Here is an 18,145-nt window from a genome sequence, read left to right on the forward strand (position 1 = left end):
GTAACAGGCATGGGCATCACGCGTGTGCGCCGCCATTCTTCGGCACGTCAATAAAGGAGCATGAAAATGGGATTGTTCACACGTTCGACGCTCGAGAGCAAGATCAATGGCGCAGCCGACGTCGGCCAGCGCGCGGTGCGCGGTGCGGGCGATGTCGTCGATTCGGCCAGCGACCAGTTGCGTAGCCTTCTCGACGATCTGGAAAGCTCGCTCCAGGGCGCCAAGGACATCGACGCCGACAAGCTGCGCAAGCAATTGCAGTCGAAGCTCAAATACGCGCGCTCGCAGATGGACGGCGCGGGCTCGGCGATCAGCGGCCGGATCGGCGACGCAGCGGGCTACGCCGATGACTTCGTGCACGACAAGCCGTGGCATACGCTCGGCGCGGTCGCGGGCCTCGCGCTGCTCGTCGGCTTCCTGGCGGGACGCTCCTGATCGGCAGGCGCTGTAGCCGCAGGACGGGGCCACCACAGGGTGGCCCCTTTCGTTTTTGCACTCGGCCTATTCCTTCTGGCCGTCTCCGCCCCTCAACCTGCGCAGGTTAAACTCTTGCACTATCGGCTGATTCGCGGCTGAACGCGCGTCGCGTTCGGTCCATTCGCTATTACCGCACGCAAGATGGGCAATCACACGGCAACTCCCGACTCTCCTTCCGCCCCGGCCGCGGCCGCGCTTCCGGCGGACTTCTCGCAGCACACTCCGATGATGCAGCAGTACCTTCGCATCAAGTCGGAGCATCCCGGCACGCTCGTTTTTTATCGCATGGGCGATTTTTACGAGCTGTTTTTCGACGATGCCGAGAAAGCCGCGCGCCTGCTCGATCTCACGCTCACGCAGCGCGGCGCGTCGGGCGGCAATCCCATCCGCATGGCGGGCGTGCCGCATCATGCGTGCGAGCAATATCTGGCCAAGCTCGTGAAGCTCGGTGAATCGGTGGCGATTTGCGAGCAGATCGGCGATCCGGCGACATCGAAAGGACCGGTCGAACGCAAGGTCGTGCGCGTGGTGACGCCCGGCACGCTGACCGACGCCGCCCTGCTCTCCGACAAGAACGATGTCTATCTGCTCGCGCTATGCCCCGCGCATAACCGTCGCGGCGTGGTGACGAACGTCGGCCTCGCGTGGCTCAATCTCGCGAGCGGCGCGCTCAGGCTCGCGGAAGTCGCGCCCGAGCAGGTGGCGGCGGCGCTGGAGCGCATCCGTCCGTCGGAAACGCTCATCGCGGATACCGTCACGGACATGCGCGCCACGTTCGGCGTCGCGCAGCTCGCCGCGACCACGCGCGTGCCGGCCTGGCATTTCGATGTCGGCTCCGGCACCGCGCGCCTGCGCGAACAGCTCGATGTCGCGAGCCTAGACGGGTTCGGCGGCGAATCGCTCACCTGCGCGTGCGGCGCGGCGGGCGCGCTGCTGCTGTACGCAGCGGCGACGCAAGGGCAGCAATTGCGCCACGTGCGCAGCCTGAAGGTCGAATACGAATCGGAGTACATCGGGCTCGATCCCGCGACGCGTCGCAATCTCGAACTCACGGAGACGCTGCGCGGCACCGAATCGCCCACGCTGTGCTCGCTGCTCGATACCTGCTGCACGACCATGGGCAGCCGCCTTTTGCGGCACTGGCTGCATCATCCGCCGCGCGATGCGTCGATTGCGCGGACGCGTCAGCAAGCCATCGGCGCGCTGCTGGACGCGCCGTCGTCCACCGGGCTCGACGCGCTGCGCACCGCATTGCGCAAGATCTCCGATATCGAGCGCATCACGGGGCGGCTCGCGCTGCTCTCGGCGCGTCCGCGCGATCTGTCGAGCCTGCGCGATACCTTCGCCGCCCTGCCCGATCTCCAGGCGCTCGTCGCCGCGATGCCCGCGCAGACTGCCGCGCTCGCGCGCATCGGCGAAGCGCTCGAGCCGCCCGGCGAATGCCTGCATCTGCTGACGAGCGCCATCGCGCCCGAGCCGGCGGCGCTGATTCGCGACGGCGGCGTGATCGCGCGCGGCTACGACGCCGACCTCGACGAACTGCGCGACATTTCGGAGAACTGCGACCAGTTTCTGATCGATCTCGAAGCGCGCGAGCGCACGCGCACGGGCATTGCGAATTTGCGCGTCGAATACAACAAGGTGCACGGTTTCTATATCGAAGTCACGCGCGGCCAGACCGACAAGGTGCCGGACGACTATCGCCGCCGGCAGACGCTGAAGAACGCCGAACGCTATATCACGCCGGAACTGAAGGCGTTCGAGGACAAGGCGCTGTCCGCGCAGGAACGCGCGCTCGCCCGCGAACGCGCGCTGTACGACGCGCTGCTGCAGAACCTCTTGCCCTTCATCGCGGATTGTCAGCGCGTCGCGAGCGCGCTCGCCGAGCTCGATCTGCTCGGCGCATTTGCTGAACGCGCCCGCGCGCTCGACTGGGTCGCGCCCGAGTTCGCAGCCGACGCGGGCATCGATATCGAACAGGGACGGCATCCGGTCGTCGAGGCGCAGGTGGAGCAGTTCATCGCGAACGATTGCTGTCTGAGCCACGAGCGCAAGCTGTTGCTCATCACCGGCCCGAACATGGGCGGTAAATCCACGTTCATGCGGCAGACGGCGTTGATCGCGCTGATGGCGTACGTCGGCAGCTACGTGCCGGCCAGGCGCGCGCGCTTCGGCAAGCTGGATCGCATTTTCACGCGCATCGGCGCAGCGGATGACCTCGCCGGCGGCCGCTCGACCTTCATGGTCGAGATGACCGAAGCGGCGGCTATTCTCAACGACGCGACGGCATCGAGCCTCGTGCTGATGGATGAAATCGGGCGCGGCACTTCCACGTTCGATGGCCTCGCGCTCGCGTGGGCCATCGCGCGGCATCTGCTGTCGCACAACAACTGCTACACGCTTTTCGCCACGCATTACTTCGAACTCACGCAACTGCCTTCGGAGTTTCCGCAGGCGGCGAACGTGCACTTGTCGGCGGTGGAGCACGATCACGGCATCGTGTTCCTGCATGCCGTCAGCGAAGGTCCGGCGAATCAGAGCTACGGCCTGCAGGTCGCGCAACTCGCGGGCGTGCCGGGGGCGGTGATCCGCGCGGCGCGCAAGCATCTCGTGCATCTGGAGCAACAGTCCATCGGCCAGCCGACCGCGCAGTTCGACCTCTTCGCGAGTCCGCCGTACGCGTTCGAAGATCCGACCGACGAAGCCGACCAAGCGAAGTCCGACGCACCGGAACATCCCGCGCTCGAAAAGCTGCGCGCGCTCGATCCGAACGACCTGCGTCCGCGCGATGCACTCGATCTGCTCTACGAACTACATGAACTGGCGACGTCCGCGCCGGATTCGTCACGTTGAGCGCATGGTCGCGCGCAGCCGATCCCGCTTCGCGGCCGCGGCCTTGCACGCGGTGCTGGCGGCGCTGCCAGGCATCGCGTGCTTCGGCGCGCACGCGCAGAACAACGACACGCTCACCTTCGCCGTCATCGCGGATGCGCTCACCCGCCCCGCCGACGAAGCGCCCGTGCGTCAGATGCTCGATGCGATCGGCCGCGACCGCGACATCGCGTTCATCGTCTACGACGGCAACGTCAAAGGCAGCGCGGAGGCTTGCCGCGATAGCGTGTACCAGTCGCGCCGCGATCTGCTGGACACCTCGCGCGCGCCGCTCGTGCTGCTGCTCGGCCAGCACGACTGGGCCGATTGCGGCCTCGGGCACACCGGCGCTTACGATCCCGTCGAGCGGCTCGATTTCGTCCGCCAGCTCTTCTATCCGGACGCGAATTCGCTCGGACAGGAACCGCTCACGCTATCGCGCGAAAGCGACGTCGCGCGCTTTCGGCCGTTTCGCGAAATCGTGCGATGGCAGGCGCAAGGCGTCGCGTTCATCGGCCTCAATGCGCCGGGCCCGAACAATCATTACCTGACCGCCGGCGGGCGCAACGGCGAGTTCGAAGACCGCGCCGTCGCGACGACGTTCTGGCTGGAGCATGCCGCCGAATCCGCGCGACGCTCGGGGCAGCGCGCGCTCGTCATCCTTCTTCAGGGCGATCCCGACTTCGCGCGTTACGAACGGCGCGACCGCTTCGCGTGGCTGCGTTTTTCCCGCTCGACGCAACTGCGCGACGGTTTTCTCGAACTGAAGCGCAGTCTCGTGAAGGCGGCGGAGACGTTTCGCGGACCGGTCATCGTGATTCATCGAACCGAGGCGCCCGATGCGAACGGCTTTCATATCGATCAGCCGCTGCGCAACGACAAGGGTCTCATCGTCACGAACCTGACGCGTGTGGCGCTTGCGCTCAAGAAGCCGCAATCGCAATGGCTGGAAGTGTCGAGCGGCGCGGGATGGCGTCCGCCTTTCCGCTTGCGCGTGCGTGATACACGCGATGTGCGCGATATCCGTGACGCTCGCGGCCCGAACGACGCGCGCCGACGCGATTCCGGCGAACCGCAAATCGAAGCGCCCGCGCCGTATGTCCCGAATGCGATGAACTACCCGGCGCCGACATCGACACCGGCCGCGCCGCTGCGACACGATCTGCCCGACGCGCTGCCGCCGGCGCCATCGCTCGTGCAGCCGGCATCCGGTGTGCCGCCCATTCTCACGCCGCCGCAGGCGCTGCCGCCCATCCTTCCGGTGCCGTCGTCACCGGCGTCGGGCGTGCAGCCGGGCGGCGCGGCAAACCCGAACGGTCGCGCGCAATAAAAAAGCGCAGCCTTGCGCTGCGCTTTTTATTGCCCGCCTGCTACGAAGTTCGACGCACGCTCAGTGCAGCGTCGGACCCGAATTCGTGCGCGGCTCGCCTTCATCGTCGTCGTCTTCGTCTTCATCCGCGATGTGCAGGCCATCCGCGCCATGCGCGTGCTGATGCTCGATCTCGTCTTCGGTCGCCGTGCGCACTTCCTGCACCGACAACGCGAAACGCAGCGCCATGCCCGCGAGCGGATGATTGCCGTCGAGCACGACCTTGTCTTCCGCGACGTCCGTCACCGTGTAGATGAGCGTGTCGAGTTCGTCGTCGCTGTCTTCGGGCGACCCTTCGAATTGCATGCCCACTTCGAGCGGCTCGGGAAAACGGCTGCGCTCTTCGATCTTCACGAGTTCGGGATCGTATTCGCCGAACGCGTCCTGCGGTTCGAGCTGGATCAGCGTTTCATAGCCGGGCTCGCGACCGTCCAGCGCTTCCTCGATCTTGGGGAACGTGCCATCATAGCCGCCGTGCAGATAGACCATCGGCTCGTCGCTTTCCTCGATCAGATTGCCTTGCGCATCCGATAGCTTGTACGCGACCGAAACGACAGTGTCTTTCGCAATTTTCATTGAATCCTCCAAGATACAAGCCTCGATTATACGATGCGTCAGCAGCCCTCAGACGTTACTCCTTTGCCTCAAAACAACCATTCCTTACCTTCCCGCGCGCCGCTTCCCGATGAAGTGTCGCCCTTGTTGGGCAACCGCACGCCGCGACAGTTCATGCGGCGCTACTGGCAGAAAAAGCCGCTGCTGATCCGTCAGGCGGTGCCCGGCATCTCGGCACCGCTTTCGCGCGACGAACTCTTCGAACTCGCCGATTCCGACGACGCCGAATCGCGCCTCATCACACATTTTCGCAATACATGGAATCTGGAGCATGGACCGTTCGCGCCGGACGAACTGCCATCGGTGAAAAAGCGTGAATGGACGCTGCTCGTGCAAGGCGTGAACCTGCATGACGATCGTGCGCATGCGCTGATGAACCTCTTCCGCTTCATCCCCGACGCGCGTCTCGACGATCTCATGATCTCCTACGCGACGGACGGCGGCGGCGTCGGCCCGCATTTCGACTCTTACGACGTGTTCCTGCTGCAGGTGCATGGCAAGCGCCGCTGGCGCATCGGCGCGCAGCGCGATCTTTCGCTAAAACCCGGTTTGCCGTTGAAAGTTTTACAGCACTTCGAGGCGGAAGAGGAATGGGTGCTCGAACCGGGCGACATGCTTTATCTGCCGCCGCACATCGCGCATGACGGCGTTGCCGAAGGCGAGTGCATGACATGCTCCATCGGCTTTCGTGCGCCCTCCGCGCACGAACTGACGGCGCAGTTCCTGTATCACCTGGCCGAGCGCACCGGCGACAAAGCGCCGGGCAAGGCAGACACGCGTTATCGCGATCCCGCGCAGCCGCCCGTCGATACGCCCGCCGCGCTGCCGTCGCTTCTCGTCGAACGGGTTGGCGCGATCCTTGCAAACGTCAACTGGACTGATAAGGATATCGCCGAGTTTCTGGGCACTTACTTGAGCGAACCGAAAGCGAATGTGGTATTCGATTCCCCGACTCGCACGCTAAATGAGCAAAAATTTGTGGAGCGTGCGAAAAAGACGGGTATCAGGCTAGATAGAAAGACGATTTTGCTCTACAACACGCACTCGTATTTCGTTAATGGCGAAGCCGACGCGTTATCCGCAAAGGCTAAAAAGTGGCTGCCCGAACTCGCCGATACCCGGCGTCTGGAGGCGAAACGCTTTGTAACACTTACAGGTGATTTGGCAATGACATCCTTGCTGCACGAGTGGTATCGTGCGGGCTGGATTCATACGGACTCATTGGCCTGAAACGCTTGGCGTGAAAGCGCGTGAGAGCGTTCACAATGACTGCGGTTTTGCTGTTCCGCAATACGAAAGTTTGTATGAGAAAGACAACGTACCGTCCCCTCATTTATCGACGGTCGTGACGAAAGTGCCTATAATTTCCGGCCAAGCCGTAGTTGGTCTCACACCAAAAAGAATTGTGAGGCTCCACAGCGGCCCAGGTCGGTGTTGGAGCACACATTACCGGTACTTTGCGCTGTTGCTTACCTTTAACCATAAAAGGACGTGATCATGAAGAAATCCCTCCTCGTAGCATCCCTGTTGGCTGCTGTTGCTCTGGCTGCATGCAACAAGTCTAGCGATACGGCTGCTCCGAGCGCTGCAAGCGATACGTCGGCTGCTTCGGCTCCGGCTGCTGCCGCTTCGGACGCTAACGCTGCTGCATCGAGCGCTTCGGCCGCTGCAAGCGACGCAGCTTCGGCTGCTGGCGCTGCTTCGGACGCTGCTGCTTCGGCTGCTGCTCCGGCATCGGGCGCAAGCCAGTAAGGCCTTCGGGTGCTTACGCCAGCGCGTCAAGCCTGGCACAGGCCGCTCAATGCGGCCTGAAACAAAAAAACCGGCTCTTGGGCCGGTTTTTTTGTGCTTCCTTTCTTTCTATTTGTGATGCGTACGTTTCGACGTTGCGATCAAAGCGTGAGCCAGTCGAAGCCTTCCGCTTGCGTCGCCACGACGACATCCATCGCCGATGCTCCCAGCACCGCCGCCAGTGCCGCCTGAGCCAGATGCGGCAGGTTGTTCTGCTGACTGAGGTGCGCCGCCACCAGATGACGCAGCTTCGAACGATCCAGCGACGCGAGAATCGCAGCCGCCGCATCGTTGTTCAAATGGCCATGTGTCCCGCCGATGCGCGCCTTCAACGAAGCCGGATAGCGGCTCGCGGCAAGCATCGCGATGTCGTGGTTGGATTCGAGCACGAGCGCGTCGCAGCCGCTCAATACGCTCGTGATGTGCGGCGTCGCAACGCCCACATCGGTCAGTACGCCTAGACGCTTTGCGCCGTCGGAGAAGACGTATTGCAGCGGCTCGCGGGCATCGTGGGGAACGGTATAAGGCAGCACGCTGACATTGCCGATGGCGACGCTTTCATCGCCCCACAGCACGCGCAGATCGACCTTGCCTTCGTCCGCGCCCACGGCTTTCGCGGTGCCCCAGCTCGTGTACAGCGGAATGGACCACTTGCGCGCCAGCGTCAGCGCGCTGCCGATATGGTCCGTGTGTTCATGCGTGATGAGAATGGCGTCGAGCTGCTCGGCGCTCGTGCCGAGGCGAAGCAGACGACGCTCCACTTCCTTCGCGGAAAAACCGCAATCGAGCAGCACGCGCGTGGTGGTCGCGCCGCTCGTTGCTTCCACGAGCAATGCATTGCCTTCGCTACCGCTGCCGAGACTGGCGAATCTCACAATCGCTTGCGCCGCCCGCCTAGTTCAACTGCGCGTGCAGCAACGACACGATGCGCTGCGCATCGGACGAGTTGTCCGGCTGGCCGTTCGCATCGACGACGGCGACCTGCGTCACCGCATCCGCCTTCGGACGCACGTTCACGAGGAACTGGCGCGTCGGTCGCGGCGTATTGCTCGAGAACAGCTTGCCGAAGAGGCCTTCCTTCTTCAGCTCCGCCATGGAGTCCGAATAATGCACGTAGTAGATGCCCTTCTCGCGATCGCGATTGTCGACCGTGAAATTGGTGCGATCGAGCGCGAGGCCCACGCGCAGCCAGGCGCGATCGAACGGCTCCGCGAGATCGAGCGTCGACGTGCCCGCCGTCTGCTCCACCGCCACCTTCGCGCCCGCCGGCCGCGCCTGCGCGATCAGCTGCTTCGACTGGTCTTCGGTGAGGCCGAACTTCTGCATCATCTTGGCGAGGAACGCGGCTTCGAGCGCCGGATTGCGCGGACGCGTCTCCCAGCGCGACGACGTCTTGTCCTGACCCGTCAGCACTTCTTCCATTGCGCTATGCGTGACGGAGATGTCCGTCGAGCCGTCCGATGCGCGATCCACCTGCGTGCGGAACATGTCGCGCGTGCCGGACGAATACGCGAAATCGATCAGCTTGCCGACGCTCTTGCGGAACCAGTCGTCCGGAATGTTCGCGCGGTTCTCGGCCCAGTCGGTCGCCATGATGCCGGTCTGCGCGGAATCGGTCTTCAGCGTGAAGCCGTTCTCGGTCCAGAACTCCTGCAATTGCGGCCAGATCTGGTCCGGCGTGCGGCCATCGACGACGAGCCAGCGGCGGTCGCCATCGCTTTCGACGTGCATGCCGTACGGGTCTTGCGCCGTCGGCACGCCGAGCGTCAGGTTGCCGGCGGGCGTGGCGTTGCGCTGGGCGGCGCCGCCCAGCGTGTTGATCGGCGGCGGCGCGGCGTAGCGCTGGCTGATGTCGGCCGCGCTCAAATCGGACGGCACATTGAGCGCGGGCGCGGTTTCAGCCGCCTTGTAGTTGACGCGATCGGGCGCGAGCCAGTCGTTCAGCGTTTCGCAGCCCGCAAGCGAGAAGATGACGCCGGCGCCCAGCGACAGCACGCTCAGGCGTTTGGCTTGGGTAAGAAGAGCGGAATGTTTCATGAGGTCCTTCTTTGCTGCAGATAACGGCTGAAAACGCATTGCCCCGCGTCGGGCCCGCGCGTGGTGCGCGCGGGTCATCGAGGCCAATGAACGGCGATTGATGGTTGGCTCTTCGTGTCGATCATGTTGCAGCGGCGCGCTCCTCTTCGGTTCATCGCGAGAGCCGCGATTCGCGCCGCCGCGCCCGATCAGGCGAGAAGCCCGGCGTCGCGCAGCGCGCCACGCACGACGTCGTGATAGCGCGCATCGAGCGGCGTGAGCGGCAGACGAATGCCGCCTTCCATGTGGCCGAGCGCCTGCAGCGCCCACTTCGCCGGAATGGGATTCGACTCGCAGAACAGTTGCTTGTGCAGTTCCAGGAGACCCAGGTGGATGCGGCGAGCGGTGACGGCGTCGCCGGCAATCGCGGCGCGGCACAGTTCGCTCATCTGCTTCGGCGCGACGTTCGCCGTCACCGAGATGTTGCCGTGACCGCCCAGCAGCATCAGCGCGATGGCCGTGGGATCGTCGCCGGAGAGGATCGCGAAGTTCGCGGGCGCGTGCTTGATGAGATACGCCGCGCGATCGATGTTGCCGGTCGCTTCCTTCACGCCGATGATGCCCGGCACGTCAGCGAGACGCAGGATGGTCTCATTGCTCATGTCGGCAACGGTGCGGCCCGGCACGTTGTAGAGAATCACGGGCAGGTCGACGGCTTCCGCGATCGCGCGGAAATGGCGATACATGCCTTCCTGCGTCGGCTTGTTGTAATACGGCACGACTTGCAGCGTGGCATCGGCGCCGACCTCTTTCGCGTGCTTCGAGAGTTCGATGGCTTCCGCCGTCGAATTCGCGCCCGCGCCCGCGATGATCGGAATGCGCTTCGCGGTGTGCTCGACCGCGGTTTGCACCATCAGGACGTGCTCTTCGACCGACAGCGTGGCCGATTCGCCGCTCGTGCCCACGACGACCAGCCCGTTCGAGCCTTGTTCGACGTGCCAGTCGATCAGCTTTCGAAACGCCGCCAGATCGAGACTGCCGTCCTCGTGCATCGGAGTGACGATGGCAGGAATGCTGCCACGGATCTGGATGCCGCCGCTGGTACCGCTGGTTCCGCTGCTAGTTCCGTTTGTCATGAAACTCTATGAATTTAATCGTAAATTTAATCGCAAAAAGCGATATTACGCGATTGTAGCGGATTAGCCGGCCAAATCGTAACGCGGCGGACCCGGGGGTGTGTTACCAATCGTGAGTGCATTTCGGAACGCGTCGGACGCGTCGGACGCCGCCGCTTCGCGGATCGCGCAGATGCGCTGCACGAAGGCGACGCGCGGCGCTTCGAGAAAACCGTCTTCGTACGCGATCACGCGAAGACGCCCGCGCACCACTTCCAGCAACTCGCCGGGCTTGAGCAGAAACGCCGGATTGGAAGGCTTGCCGACGCTTTCGTTGCCGACAGCAAACGTCTCGTAAATCAGCACGCCGCCGGGCGCGAGCGCGTCGATCAGATGCCCGAACAGCGGGCGATGCAGATAGTTCGTGACGACCACCGCCGCGAACGTGTGATCGGCGGGCAACGGCCACGGTGCGCCTTCGATATCCGCCGCGAGCGTCTCGATGCCCTCGCACGCGGACATCGACGCGAGCGCGCCGGCATCGCGATCGACGGCGAGCACCGCATGACCGCGCGCCGCGAGCCAGCGCGCGTGCCGCCCGCCGCCCGATGCGACATCGAGCACCGGCGCACCGGGCGCGACGAGATGCGCCCAGCGCGTGACCCATGCGCTCGGAATGCCGGCTTCCATTAGTTGTACGAGAGGCCCATTGCCTCGCGCACGTCGCGCATGGTTTCGACGGCAAATTTGCGCGCCTTGTCGCAACCATCGGCGACGATCGCGCGCAACAGCGACGGGTCGTCCATGTACTTCTGCGCGCGTTCGAGCATCGGCTGCTGCTCGCGCAGAATGCCTTCGATCACCGGCTGCTTGCAGTCCAGGCAACCGATGCCCGCGCTGCGGCAGCCCTTCTGCACCCACTCGTGCGTGGCTTCGTCGGTATAGACCTGATGCAGTTGCCACACCGGGCACTTGTCCGGATCGCCCGGATCGGTGCGGCGCACGCGCGCGGGGTCGGTCGGCATCGTGCGGACCTTCTTCGTGATGGTCTCGGCGTCTTCGCGCAAGCCGATGGTGTTGCCATACGACTTCGACATCTTCTGGCCATCGAGGCCCGGCATGCGCGACGCTTCCGTCAGCAGCACCTGCGGCTCGACGAGAATGATCTTGCGCGCGCCCTCGAGATAGCCGAAAAGGCGCTCGCGATCGCTCATCGACAGGCTCTGCGATTCCTGCAGCATCGCGCGGGCTTGTTCGAGGGCTTCGGCGTCGCCTTCCTGCTGATACGCGACGCGCAACTCGTGATACAGCTTCGCGCGCTTGCCGCCGAGCTTCTTGGCGGCGTCGAGCGCCTTCTCCTCGAAATCCGGCTCCTTGCCGTAGAGATAGTTGAAGCGGCGCGCGATCTCGCGCGTCATCTCGACGTGCGGCACCTGATCCTCGCCCACCGGCACCAGCGACGCGCGATACAGCAGAATGTCCGCCGCCATCAGCACCGGATAACCCAGGAAGCCGTACGTCGAGAGATCCTTCTCCTTCAGCTTCTCGATCTGTTCCTTGTAGGTCGGCACGCGTTCGAGCCAGCCGAGCGGCGTGCCCATGCCGAGCAGCAGCGACAGTTCCGCATGCTCGGGCACGCGGCTCTGGATGAAGAGCGTCGCCTGCGCCGGGTCGATGCCCGATGCCAGCCAGTCGATCAGCACTTCCCAGACGTTTTTCTCGATGACCTCGGGCGTCTCGTAGTGCGTGGTGAGCGCGTGCCAGTCGACGACCGCGAAGAAGCACGGGTATTCGGATTGAAGCCGCACCCAGTTTTTCAGCACGCCGTGATAGTGGCCGAGGTGCAGCGATCCGGTGGGCCGCATGCCGGAGAAGATACGGTCAGGGAACATGATGTTATGGAAATAATGAAGCGAAAGGATTCAGAATGGCCGATACCGCCGCGTAACCGACGTTCACGAGCGGGCTCAGCCAGAAGCGCGTGAGCACGCCCGTCACGACGAGCGCCATCACGATGAAGAAACCGTAGGGTTCGAGCTTCGCGAACGCAATCGACGCGCGCACGGGCAGGAGCGCCATCAGCACGCGCCCGCCGTCGAGCGGCGGCAGCGGAAAGAGATTGAGCACGCCGAGCACGAGATTCACGCCGACGCCCGCCGCGGCCATGCGCGTGAGAAACGCTTCGTCGACATTGAAGGCCGCGAGCAGCACCGCGATCACGCCCCACACGAGCGCCTGCACGAAGTTGCTGCCGGGACCGGCGGCCGCGACCCACAGGCTGCCCCAGCGCGGGTTGCGCAGATTGCCGAAAGCGACCGGCACGGGCTTCGCGTAGCCGAACATGAACGCGCCGCTCGTGACGAAATACAACACGATCGGAATCACGATGGTTCCGATCGGGTCGATGTGGCGCATCGGATTCATGGAAACGCGGCCGAGCACGTAGGCCGTGTTGTCGCCGAGCAGGCGCGCGGCGTAGCCATGCGCGGCCTCGTGCAGCGTGATCGCGAAGATCACCGGAAGCGCGTAGACCGCGATGGTTTGTATCAGAGAGGGATCCATGGGGCGATATTGTATCAAGCGGAATGCCGTCATCAGGCGCGCTTCTGCCGGCCCTTTCGCGATGATTCGCCCGTTGGCGGCAAGCTTACGCCGCCAGCCCGAACGGCTCCAGGCTGCCCCGCCCCGCGCGCACGAGCACCGGCTCGCCCGTGGAGAGATCGATCACCGTCGACGGCTCCGCCGGACACGCGCCCGAATCGATCACGAGTTCGATGTGTTTTTCCAGCCGCTCGCGGATTTCCTCGGCGTCGTTGAGCGGCTCGGTGTCGGGCGGCAGGATCAGCGTCGATGCAAGCAGCGGTTCGCCGAGCGCTTCCAAGAGCGCCAGCGTGATGGCGTGATCCGGCACCCGCAGCCCGATCGTCTTGCGCGACGGGTGCGACAGCCTGCGCGGCACTTCCTTCGTCGCCTGGAGAACGAACACGTACGGCCCCGGCGTCACCGATTTGATCAGCCGGTATTGCCGGTTATCGACCATGGCGAAGTTGGCCAGCTCCGACAGATCGCGCACGAGCAGCGACAGCAGTTGCTTGTCGTCGATACCGCGAATGCGCCGCAGGCGCTCGACGGCGTCCTTGTCGTCGAGATGGCAGGCAAGCGCGTAGCTCGAATCGGTCGGCAGCGCGACGATGCCGCCGTCGCGAATGATCTGCACCGCCTGATTGATGAGCCGCGGCTGCGGATTGTCCGGATGAATGCGAAAGAATTGGGACATGGCGACGCCTTCTTGTTCGGATCGTGTTCGCGGGTTCGCGGGTTCGCTGCGCCCGCGCGTGCGCCATGAGACGCAAGGAGCATGCGCGCCGGCGCTTACAGTCAGCCCTAACAGCCAGCCCTTACAGCCAGCGCTCCCACACGGGCTTCAGGTCCGGCGGCAGCGGCGGAAGCTGACCGAGATCGATGCGCCCTTCTCCCGGCGCGTGAAAGTCCGAGCCGCGCGACGCCTCGAAACCGTATTTGCGCGCGACATCCGCGTACTCGCGATACTGGTCCGGCGTATGGCTACCGGTGACGACCTCGATGGCCTTTCCGCCCAGCTGGATGAATTCGTCGAACAGCGCGGCGAATTCGACCGGCGTGTAATCGTAGCGCCCCGGATGCGCGATGATCGGCTCGCCGCCCGCGTTGCGAATCCATCGCATGGCGTCCGCGAGCTTCGCCCAGCGATGCCCGACGAAGCCCGGCTTGCCGTCGCCGAGATAGCGCGCGAAAACGTCGGACGTGCTTTGCGCATAGCCCGCGTCCACCAGAAAGCGCGCGAAGTGCGTGCGCGAAATCATGTCGGGATCGTCGGTGTAGCGCAGCGCGCCTTCGTGGGCGTTCGGAATGCCGACCGCCGCGAGCGCTTCGCCGATCGCGACGCCGCGTGCCGCGCGTCCGTTGCGCGTCGATGCGAGCCCGTTCGACAACTCTTCGTTCTCGGGATCGACGTTCATGCCGACGACGTGCACCGTGCGCCCCGCCCACGTCACCGAAATCTCGACGCCCGCGAGATAGCGCATGCCGAGCGCCTCGGCGGCCGCACGCGCTTCGCGCTGGCCGCCCAGCTGGTCGTGTTCCGTCAGCGACCACACCGCGACGCCGCCCGCGTGCGCGCGCGCCGCCACGTCGGCAGGCGAAAGCTGGCCGTCGGACACGGTGGAATGGCAATGCAGATCGGCGTTGATGGCAGTCGGGTTCATGGTCGTGATTTTACTTTAAGGGCGGCAAACGTCGCTCCGGCCCGTTCACGCGCAGAACGACTCGATCAACGCAGCCACGCGCTCGGGCTGATCGTGATGGATCATGTGTCCCGCGCCGCTCACGATTTCCTCGCGCCAGTCGGCGAACGCGGAAAAGCGCGCCTTGAATTCGGCGATGGGCATGTCCGCGGCGAAGCGCGCGAGCGTCGGCGACGCTTCGGCCTCGACGTGCAGCACTTTCGCCTGCACGCGCGACCAGACCGCCGTCACTTCGTCGAGGCGATACAACGTTGGGCTGCGCAGCTTGTGTGCCGGGTCGGCGAGCAGATGAAACGCGCCGTCCGCTTCCCGGCGCGACCAGTGTTCCGCGAGAAAACGCGCCCGCGAGCGCGCCAATCGCGGATTCGTCTTGATCAGCCGATCGGCGACTTCATCGAGCGACGCGTAGCTGCGCAGGAACGGCGGCACGCGCAGTTCGTCGAGCCATCGTGCGATCGCGCCCGGCGACTGCGCCGCACGCGCCGCCGGCAGCCCGAACCCTTCCAGATCGACGACGCGCCGCACGCGCTCGGGCCGCACGCCCGCGTAATGCATCGACACGTTCGCGCCCATGCTGTGCCCGACGAGATTCACCTGGCCGGCGGGCGCGTAATGATCGAGCAGCGCGTCGAGATCGGCGAGATAGTCGGGAAAGTAGTAATGCCCGCCGCCCCGTTGCGCGACGGGACAGTCCGACAGGCCGAAGCCGCGCGCGTCGGGCGCGAGCACTTGCCAGTCGCCGGCGAGCGCATCGACGACGAACTGGAACGACGCGGCCACGTCCATCCAGCCGTGCAGCATGAAGAGCATGGGCGCGTCGGGCGAACCCCAGCGGCGCACGTGCAGCCGCACGCCGCGCGCATCGACGAACTCGGAGCGCGATTCTTTCATCGTCCCGCCTCAATCGTAAAAAAGGATGATCGTTCGAGTATAGCGGCGACTGGGCATCGCGGCGACGCGTCAGGCGGAATCGTCGAGTCCGGCGAGCGCGCGAAGCTCGGCTTCGTCGAAACCCGCGTCGCGGCGCGCGTCGAAGTTGAACGGGCCGCGCAGCTTCGGCGCGTGATATTGCTCGGCGAGACGCTCGTAGGTCGTGTGCGGATCCAGCGAAGCGTCGCCGCACAGAGACCGGAACCAGCGATTGCCGATCAGCACGTGGCCGATTTCATCGCGGAGAATCACGTCGAGGATCGCGGCGGACGCGTGATCGCCCGCCTGCGCGAGCCGCTTGCGAATGGGCGGCGAGGCGTCGAGGCCGCGCGCTTCGAGCGTGCGCGGCACGAGCGCCATGCGCGCGAGCACGTCGCCGCGCGTGCGCTGCGCCATTTCCCAGAGGCCGTCGTGCGCGGGGAAATCGCCGTATGCGTGGCCGAAATCCGCGAGGCGCGCGCTCAAGAGCGAGAAGTGATGCGCCTCTTCCGCCGCCACCTTCAGCCAGTCGATGTAGAAGCCGGCGGGCATCGACGGGAAACGCCAGACGGCGTCGAGCGCGAGGTTGATCGCGTTGAATTCGATGTGCGCCAGCGCGTGCAGCAGCACCGCGCGCCCCGCTTCAGACTGCATGCCGCGGCGTTTCAGCGACGACGGTTCCACGAGTTCCGGCCGCGCGGGGCGTCCGGGCAAGTCGCCGGGATCGGGCAGCACGAGCGCCGGATCGATGCGCGATTCGCCCGCCTGCACGCTGTCGTACAGCGCACGCGCGTGCGCCGCTTTGGACGCCGGATCGCGCTTGCGCAGGATCGTCAATGCGGCGAGGCGGACGCACGGCGGCAGCGGAGCGGAATCGATATCGGACGATGAAAAAACGTTCGGCATGGCAATGTCGATGAAAAAAGCAGACAAAGCGCTAAAAAAGCGCGTCCGGCGGCGTAATCCCGCAAACGGCTAAAATGTTAAACCCGGCGGACAACGCAAAACGCGCGACGATCCGGGGCGGCGCGAGGCGCGCATTGTAGCGCCGCGCGGCCGGCATTCCACATCGAAGACCGAACGAGAAACCTGAGGAGACACCGTGGCAATCTACAAACTCGGCGACGACGCCCCCACCATCCACGAAAGCGTATTTCTCGCGGATAGCGCGACGATCATCGGCCAGGTCACGCTCGAAGAAAACGCGAGCGTCTGGTTCGGCGCGGCGCTGCGCGGCGACAACGAACCGATCGTCGTCGGGCGCGGCAGCAATGTGCAGGAAGGCGCGGTGCTTCATGCCGACCCGGGCTTTCCCCTGACCATTGCGAACGACGTCACCGTCGGCCATCAGGCGATGCTGCACGGCTGCACCATCGGCGAAGGCTCGCTGATCGGAATTCAGGCGGTGGTCTTGAATGGTGCGGTAATCGGCCGCAATTGTCTGGTTGGCGCGGGCGCGATCGTCACCGAAGGCAAGGTTTTTCCCGACAACACGCTGATTCTCGGCGCGCCCGCGAAGGCGGTACGCGAAATCGGCGAAGCGGACATCGCCCGCATGCGCGCGGCCACGGCAAGTTATGCCGACCGGCGCGAATACTATAAGGCGCAGCTCGTGCGCATCGGCTGAACGGCGGCGCTGCGCAAGACGCGGCGTCGCACGTTCCGCTTCAAACCCAAGGAAGAGTTGTGAACGACCAGTTGCAAAAATTCATGTTCAACGCGGCGCCCGTGCGCGGCGAAATCGTCTCGCTGCGCAACACGTGGCAGGAAGTGCTCGCGCGCCGCGCTTATCCGGCCGCCGTGCGCAACGTGCTCGGCGAAATGATGGCCGCGTGCGCGCTCTTGTCCGCGAACCTCAAGTTCGACGGCACGCTCGTCATGCAGATTTATGGCGATGGCCCCGTGAAGATGCTGGTCGTGCAGTGCAATTCGAACCTCTCGCTGCGCGCGACGGCCAAGCTCGCCGAAGGCGCGGAAGGCGAACTCGACAGCGACATGTCGCTCGCCGACCTGCTGAATCGCGACGGCCACGGCCGCTGCGTCATCACGCTCGATCCTGCCGACAAGAAGCCCGGCCAGCAGCCGTATCAGGGCATCGTGCCGCTGTCGGGCGAGCATGGGCCGCTCTCGTCGATGGCCGAAGTGCTGGAACATTACATGCATCACTCCGAGCAGCTCGACACGCGCATGTGGCTCGCGGCCGACACCGACCGCGCCGTCGGCGTGCTGCTGCAGAAGCTGCCGGGCGATGGCGGCATCGTCCCGCATCCGGGCGAACACGACGCCGATACGTGGCAGCGCGTGTGTCATCTCGGCAGCACGCTATCGACGGAAGAATTGCTGAAGGAAGAGCCGGAAACGGTGTTTCGCCGCCTGTTCTGGCAAGAGAACGTGCAGCACTTCGAGCCTGCGCCCGCGCGCTTCCAGTGCACGTGCTCGCGCGAAAAGGTCGGCGGCATGCTGAAGATGCTCGGCCGCGAGGAAGTGGACAGCGTGATCGACGAACGCGGAGCTGTCGAGGTGCATTGCGAATTTTGCAATCAGCGCTACGAGTTCGACCCGGTGGACGTTGCGCAACTTTTTGTCGCAAAAGAGCTCTCACAGGGCGTAAGCCCCGCGTCCGGCCAGCGGCACTGAACACCGTCGAAGCCTTGGTGCGCGCGGTGTCGAGCGTGCCGGGCGTATGCCGGGTCGCCTGA

At 64.8% G+C, this 18,145-nt stretch carries 18 protein-coding genes; 7 read left to right on the forward strand and 11 right to left on the reverse strand.

Features of this window, described 5'->3' with window-relative positions:
* The first annotated feature begins 66 nt into the window (after positions 1-66).
* From NCR39_RS08640 to NCR39_RS08650, 3 genes are all read left to right on the forward strand, one after another.
* Entirely contained in the window at positions 67-435 is a 369-nt protein-coding gene (locus tag NCR39_RS08640) for an ElaB/YgaM/YqjD family protein (RefSeq protein WP_250451817.1), read from the forward strand.
* A gap of 267 nt (positions 436-702) precedes the next feature.
* Positions 703-3,330, forward strand: a complete 2,628-nt coding sequence (gene mutS / locus NCR39_RS08645) for a DNA mismatch repair protein MutS (RefSeq protein ID WP_250451818.1) — start codon at positions 703-705, stop codon at positions 3,328-3,330.
* Positions 3,293-4,678: a hypothetical protein gene (locus NCR39_RS08650; RefSeq protein ID WP_250451819.1), complete on the forward strand. Its 1,386-nt coding sequence runs from the start codon at positions 3,293-3,295 to the stop codon at positions 4,676-4,678. Before mutS ends, NCR39_RS08650 begins: the two co-directional genes overlap by 38 nt.
* A 60-nt stretch (positions 4,679-4,738) precedes the next feature.
* On the opposite strand, the gene NCR39_RS08655 is transcribed toward NCR39_RS08650, so the two are convergent.
* Positions 4,739-5,293, reverse strand: coding sequence for an FKBP-type peptidyl-prolyl cis-trans isomerase (locus tag NCR39_RS08655; RefSeq protein WP_250451820.1), 555 nt, complete (start codon positions 5,291-5,293; stop codon positions 4,739-4,741).
* A 33-nt stretch (positions 5,294-5,326) separates the two neighbouring features.
* On the opposite strand from NCR39_RS08655, the gene NCR39_RS08660 reads away from it, so the two are divergent.
* On the forward strand, positions 5,327-6,562 hold the full coding sequence (locus tag NCR39_RS08660; protein WP_250451821.1) for a cupin domain-containing protein: 1,236 nt from the start codon (positions 5,327-5,329) through the stop codon (positions 6,560-6,562).
* A 267-nt stretch (positions 6,563-6,829) separates the two neighbouring features.
* Positions 6,830-7,084, forward strand: coding sequence for a hypothetical protein (locus NCR39_RS08665; RefSeq protein ID WP_084592983.1), 255 nt, complete (start codon positions 6,830-6,832; stop codon positions 7,082-7,084).
* A 140-nt stretch (positions 7,085-7,224) separates the two neighbouring features.
* Here NCR39_RS08665 and NCR39_RS08670 read toward each other — a convergent pair whose 3' ends face one another.
* The 10 genes from NCR39_RS08670 to NCR39_RS08715 all read right to left on the reverse strand — a co-directional run bounded on the left by NCR39_RS08670 (position 7,225) and on the right by NCR39_RS08715 (position 16,352).
* Positions 7,225-7,998: an MBL fold metallo-hydrolase gene (locus NCR39_RS08670; RefSeq protein ID WP_250451822.1), complete on the reverse strand. Its 774-nt coding sequence runs from the start codon at positions 7,996-7,998 to the stop codon at positions 7,225-7,227.
* A gap of 19 nt (positions 7,999-8,017) precedes the next feature.
* Positions 8,018-9,160, reverse strand: a complete 1,143-nt coding sequence (bamC, locus tag NCR39_RS08675) for an NlpB/DapX family lipoprotein (protein WP_250451823.1) — start codon at positions 9,158-9,160, stop codon at positions 8,018-8,020.
* Positions 9,161-9,348: 188 nt separating this feature from the next.
* Positions 9,349-10,275, reverse strand: a complete 927-nt coding sequence (dapA, locus tag NCR39_RS08680) for a 4-hydroxy-tetrahydrodipicolinate synthase (RefSeq protein ID WP_250451824.1) — start codon at positions 10,273-10,275, stop codon at positions 9,349-9,351.
* A 63-nt stretch (positions 10,276-10,338) separates the two neighbouring features.
* The gene (locus NCR39_RS08685) at positions 10,339-10,944 is read right to left on the reverse strand and encodes a class I SAM-dependent methyltransferase (RefSeq protein WP_250451825.1); all 606 of its coding nucleotides are present in this window, start codon (positions 10,942-10,944) and stop codon (positions 10,339-10,341) included.
* Positions 10,944-12,146: a tryptophan--tRNA ligase gene (locus NCR39_RS08690; RefSeq protein WP_250451826.1), complete on the reverse strand. Its 1,203-nt coding sequence runs from the start codon at positions 12,144-12,146 to the stop codon at positions 10,944-10,946. The genes NCR39_RS08685 and NCR39_RS08690 overlap by 1 nt, the downstream gene beginning before the upstream one ends.
* Positions 12,147-12,150: 4 nt before the next feature.
* Positions 12,151-12,816, reverse strand: a complete 666-nt coding sequence (locus tag NCR39_RS08695) for a site-2 protease family protein (protein ID WP_250451827.1) — start codon at positions 12,814-12,816, stop codon at positions 12,151-12,153.
* Between the two features lie 85 nt (positions 12,817-12,901).
* Positions 12,902-13,531: an L-threonylcarbamoyladenylate synthase gene (locus NCR39_RS08700; RefSeq protein ID WP_250451828.1), complete on the reverse strand. Its 630-nt coding sequence runs from the start codon at positions 13,529-13,531 to the stop codon at positions 12,902-12,904.
* A gap of 121 nt (positions 13,532-13,652) precedes the next feature.
* Positions 13,653-14,498 (reverse strand): 3',5'-nucleoside bisphosphate phosphatase, encoded by an 846-nt coding sequence (locus tag NCR39_RS08705; RefSeq protein WP_250451829.1) that lies wholly within the window; start codon positions 14,496-14,498, stop codon positions 13,653-13,655.
* 45 nt (positions 14,499-14,543) lie between these two features.
* Complete coding sequence (locus NCR39_RS08710; RefSeq protein WP_250451830.1) at positions 14,544-15,428, reverse strand: alpha/beta fold hydrolase; 885 nt, start codon at positions 15,426-15,428, stop codon at positions 14,544-14,546.
* Positions 15,429-15,497: 69 nt separating this feature from the next.
* Positions 15,498-16,352: a ferritin-like domain-containing protein gene (locus NCR39_RS08715; RefSeq protein ID WP_250451831.1), complete on the reverse strand. Its 855-nt coding sequence runs from the start codon at positions 16,350-16,352 to the stop codon at positions 15,498-15,500.
* Between the two features lie 196 nt (positions 16,353-16,548).
* On the opposite strand from NCR39_RS08715, the gene NCR39_RS08720 reads away from it, so the two are divergent.
* Positions 16,549-17,073, forward strand: coding sequence for a gamma carbonic anhydrase family protein (locus NCR39_RS08720; RefSeq protein WP_040051525.1), 525 nt, complete (start codon positions 16,549-16,551; stop codon positions 17,071-17,073).
* A gap of 59 nt (positions 17,074-17,132) precedes the next feature.
* Positions 17,133-18,083, forward strand: a complete 951-nt coding sequence (gene hslO / locus NCR39_RS08725) for an Hsp33 family molecular chaperone HslO (protein WP_250451832.1) — start codon at positions 17,133-17,135, stop codon at positions 18,081-18,083.
* The last annotated feature ends 62 nt before the right edge of the window (positions 18,084-18,145 follow it).

The sequence above is a fragment of the Caballeronia sp. ATUFL_M2_KS44 genome (genome assembly GCF_023630965.1).
GTDB lineage: Bacteria > Pseudomonadota > Gammaproteobacteria > Burkholderiales > Burkholderiaceae > Caballeronia > Caballeronia concitans.

Excerpts from the sequence above, each read along its gene's own strand:
- NCR39_RS08640 (WP_250451817.1), top strand. The coding sequence starts at position 67 with ATGGGATTGTTCACACGTTCGACGCTCGAGAGCAAGATCAATGGCGCA.
- mutS (WP_250451818.1), top strand. The coding sequence starts at position 703 with ATGATGCAGCAGTACCTTCGCATCAAGTCGGAGCATCCCGGCACGCTC.
- NCR39_RS08650 (WP_250451819.1), top strand. The coding sequence starts at position 3,293 with ATGAACTGGCGACGTCCGCGCCGGATTCGTCACGTTGAGCGCATGGTC.
- NCR39_RS08655 (WP_250451820.1), bottom strand. The coding sequence starts at position 5,293 with ATGAAAATTGCGAAAGACACTGTCGTTTCGGTCGCGTACAAGCTATCG.
- NCR39_RS08660 (WP_250451821.1), top strand. The coding sequence starts at position 5,327 with ATGCGTCAGCAGCCCTCAGACGTTACTCCTTTGCCTCAAAACAACCAT.
- NCR39_RS08665 (WP_084592983.1), top strand. The coding sequence starts at position 6,830 with ATGAAGAAATCCCTCCTCGTAGCATCCCTGTTGGCTGCTGTTGCTCTG.
- bamC (WP_250451823.1), bottom strand. The coding sequence starts at position 9,160 with ATGAAACATTCCGCTCTTCTTACCCAAGCCAAACGCCTGAGCGTGCTG.
- dapA (WP_250451824.1), bottom strand. The coding sequence starts at position 10,275 with ATGACAAACGGAACTAGCAGCGGAACCAGCGGTACCAGCGGCGGCATC.
- NCR39_RS08685 (WP_250451825.1), bottom strand. The coding sequence starts at position 10,944 with ATGGAAGCCGGCATTCCGAGCGCATGGGTCACGCGCTGGGCGCATCTC.
- NCR39_RS08690 (WP_250451826.1), bottom strand. The coding sequence starts at position 12,146 with ATGTTCCCTGACCGTATCTTCTCCGGCATGCGGCCCACCGGATCGCTG.
- NCR39_RS08695 (WP_250451827.1), bottom strand. The coding sequence starts at position 12,816 with ATGGATCCCTCTCTGATACAAACCATCGCGGTCTACGCGCTTCCGGTG.
- NCR39_RS08700 (WP_250451828.1), bottom strand. The coding sequence starts at position 13,531 with ATGTCCCAATTCTTTCGCATTCATCCGGACAATCCGCAGCCGCGGCTC.
- NCR39_RS08705 (WP_250451829.1), bottom strand. The coding sequence starts at position 14,498 with ATGAACCCGACTGCCATCAACGCCGATCTGCATTGCCATTCCACCGTG.
- NCR39_RS08710 (WP_250451830.1), bottom strand. The coding sequence starts at position 15,428 with ATGAAAGAATCGCGCTCCGAGTTCGTCGATGCGCGCGGCGTGCGGCTG.
- NCR39_RS08715 (WP_250451831.1), bottom strand. The coding sequence starts at position 16,352 with ATGCCGAACGTTTTTTCATCGTCCGATATCGATTCCGCTCCGCTGCCG.